Annotated in this window: 2 protein-coding genes and 1 pseudogene; all 3 read left to right on the forward strand. The window is 64.4% G+C overall.

The genetic code is table 11. The annotated features are described in order from the left end of the window. On the forward strand, positions 1-652 hold a 652-nt coding region (locus ACTHL0_RS22845), incomplete at its 5' end, for an NAD-dependent epimerase/dehydratase family protein (protein WP_440569235.1). A gap of 8 nt (positions 653-660) precedes the next feature. After that, a pseudogene (locus ACTHL0_RS22850) lies at positions 661-1,705 on the forward strand (MraY family glycosyltransferase). Continuing rightward, positions 1,692-2,720, forward strand: a 1,029-nt coding sequence (locus ACTHL0_RS22855) for a polysaccharide biosynthesis protein (RefSeq protein WP_440569236.1), incomplete at its 3' end; no start/stop codon positions are given. The pseudogene ACTHL0_RS22850 and the gene ACTHL0_RS22855, both read left to right, overlap by 14 nt.

Consider the following 2,720-nt stretch of genomic DNA (forward strand, 5'->3'; position numbering starts at 1 on the left):
GGCTCATCGCAACGGCGTCCGTCGCTTCGTGTTCGTGAGCAGCATCAAGGCCGTTGCCGAGGTCGATCCGGGGCGGCCGTTGCGCGAGGACGATCCGCCGAAGCCGGAAGATCCGTACGGGCGTTCCAAACTCGAGGCCGAGGTGGCGTTGCGGCAGTTCGCCGAGGAATCGGGGCTCGAAGTCGTCATCGTTCGCCCGCCGCTCGTGTACGGCCCCGGCGTGCGCGCGAATTTCCTGTCGCTCATGAGCGCGATCGCCAAGGGCATCCCGTTGCCGTTGGGGGCGCTCGAGGCCCGGCGCAGCCTGGTCTACGTCGACAACCTCGCCGATGCGATCTTCCGCTGCGCCACGGATAAAAACCAGCTTGGCGGATGCTTTCATGTGGCCGACGATGAGAGCCCGACCGTCGCCGAATTGGCGAGAGCGATCGGTCGGCATGTGGGTAAGCCCGCCAGGTTGCTGCCCGTACCGGCCGCCTGGCTGCGGCTGGCGGGCCGCGCGACGGGGCGTTTGCCCCAAGTCGAACGGCTAACGGGCGGCTTGCGTGTGGACAACACGCACATCCGTACCGCCTTGGGTTGGCAACCCCCTTATTCGTTCGACCAGGGGCTGGCGCAGACGGCCCGCTGGTTTCGGACGACGCAGCATTGAGGCCCCCGATGGCAATCGAACATATCGGTCTTTCCTTGATGCCCTTGTCGTTGGCGGTTGCCGCGGCGGCGGCGCTCGGCTGCAGTGCGATTCTGGCGGTCTTGCTGAAAACAGGGCTCGCCTGGCGGCTGGCGACCGACATCCCCAACGCCCGTTCCTTGCACGAGCGTCCGACGCCTCGCGTCGGTGGCTGGGGCGTGGTTCCGATGGTGCTCATCGCGGCCTGGGTGTGCGCTCCCCACCTTTGGCTCATCGCCGTTTGCGTGCTCTTCCTCGCCGCGGTGTCGCAGCTCGACGATCGCCGCGGGCTGCCTGCGCGCGTTCGATTCGCGGCGCACTTTCTGGCCGTCGTTGCGTTGATCGTCGTCTATCCGGCAGCGGCTCCATGGTGGTGTCTGGCGGGGTTGGGCGTCGTGCTGGTATGGCTCGTCAACCTCTACAACTTCATGGACGGCTCCGATGGCCTCGCGGGCGGGATGGCCGTTTGTGGTTTCGGCGCTTATGCGATAGCCGCGCTAGCGGGGCCGCAGCCCGCCCCCCGAGCTTGCGCTCCTCAGCGCTGCCACGGCGGCGGCGGCCCTGGGTTTCCTTGCTTTCAATTTCCATCCCGCACGCATTTTCTTGGGCGATGCCGGTTCGATTCCGCTCGGATTCCTTGCCGGCGCCCTCGGCTATTGGGGCTGGCGTTCCAATAGCTGGGCGATCTGGTTTCCCGCGATGTGTTTTGCCCCTTTCATTTGCGACGCCTCGGTTACGTTGCTGCGGCGCCTCATGCGCGGCGAAAAGGTTTGGCAAGCGCATCGCGAACATTACTATCAACGGATGATTCGTTCGGGTGTCGGTCACGCCCGAACTGCAATCTACTGGTATTTCCTCATGCTTATTGGCATCATCCTCGCACTTTCGGCTCTTGGCCTTCCGGCCAGGGAGCAATGGATGATCGTCGTCCTATGGGCTATTGTGCTTGTGCTGGCGGGTGTGGTTATCGATGTGCGTTGGCGCTGTTTCCAATCGACCGAACAAGCGAAAGGTGACGTCAATGTTCAGAAATAACAAAGCTTCGTGGCTTTCCTTGTGTGCTTTTCTCTTCGACGTCTGCGTCGCAGGCGCCGCGTGGGTGGCCGCCTATCTCATCCGCTTTAACGGCTCTGTCCCCCATGATTTTCTGCTCGGATGCCTGAGGTCGCTCGTATGGGTACTCCCCATCTACGGGGCCACCTTTCGGATGTTCGGTCTGTATCGCGGCATGTGGGTTTTCGCGAGCCTGCCTGACCTGATGCGCATCTCCAAGGCGGTCGCGGCGGGGGCGTTGCTGACGACGGTGGCTTCGGCGATGGTGCAGCCCGATCCGATCGTCCCGCGCTCCGTTCTGGCGGTGTCGCCATTGTTGCTGTTCCTCGCGATGGGGGGCGCACGGGCCGCCTATCGCGCGACGAAAGAGTTCTATCTATACGGCGCTTTGGTGGCGCAAGGCAAGCCCGTCCTCGTGCTGGGCGCGGGCGGGGCGGGTGCGGCGCTCGCGCGCGAGTTGTCCCGCTCGAGCCAATGGCGACTGGTCGGCCTGCTCGACGATGATCCTGCCAAGCGCGGCCGGGAAGTGTATGGCCACAAGGTACTAGGCAAGTTCGATGAGCTGTCGTCGATCGCAGCCGCGATGAAGGTTGACCACGCGATCATCGCCATCCCGTCGGCCCCCGTTGAAGTGCAGCGCCGCGCCGCCACGCTTTGTGTGCGCGCAGGCGTGCGGGCGATGGTCCTCCCGTCGCTCACCGCGCTGGTCCCGGGCCAAGGCTTCCTCTCCCAAGTCCGCCAAATCGACCTTGAAGACCTCCTTGGCCGCGATCCCGTCAAAATCGACACGCCGCACGTCGAAGCGCTGTTGCTCGGCCGCGTCGTGATGGTCACGGGCGCCGGCGGGTCGATCGGCTCCGAACTGTGCCGCCAGATTTTGCGTTTCAACCCGGCGCAACTCGTCGCGCTCGACATCTCCGAATTCGCGATGTACCGCCTGACGGAAGAGTTGCGCGAGCGCTTCCCCGATCTGTCGGTCGTCCCGATCATCGGCGAT

The organism is Trinickia sp. (genome assembly GCF_051961175.1).
GTDB lineage: Bacteria > Pseudomonadota > Gammaproteobacteria > Burkholderiales > Burkholderiaceae > Trinickia.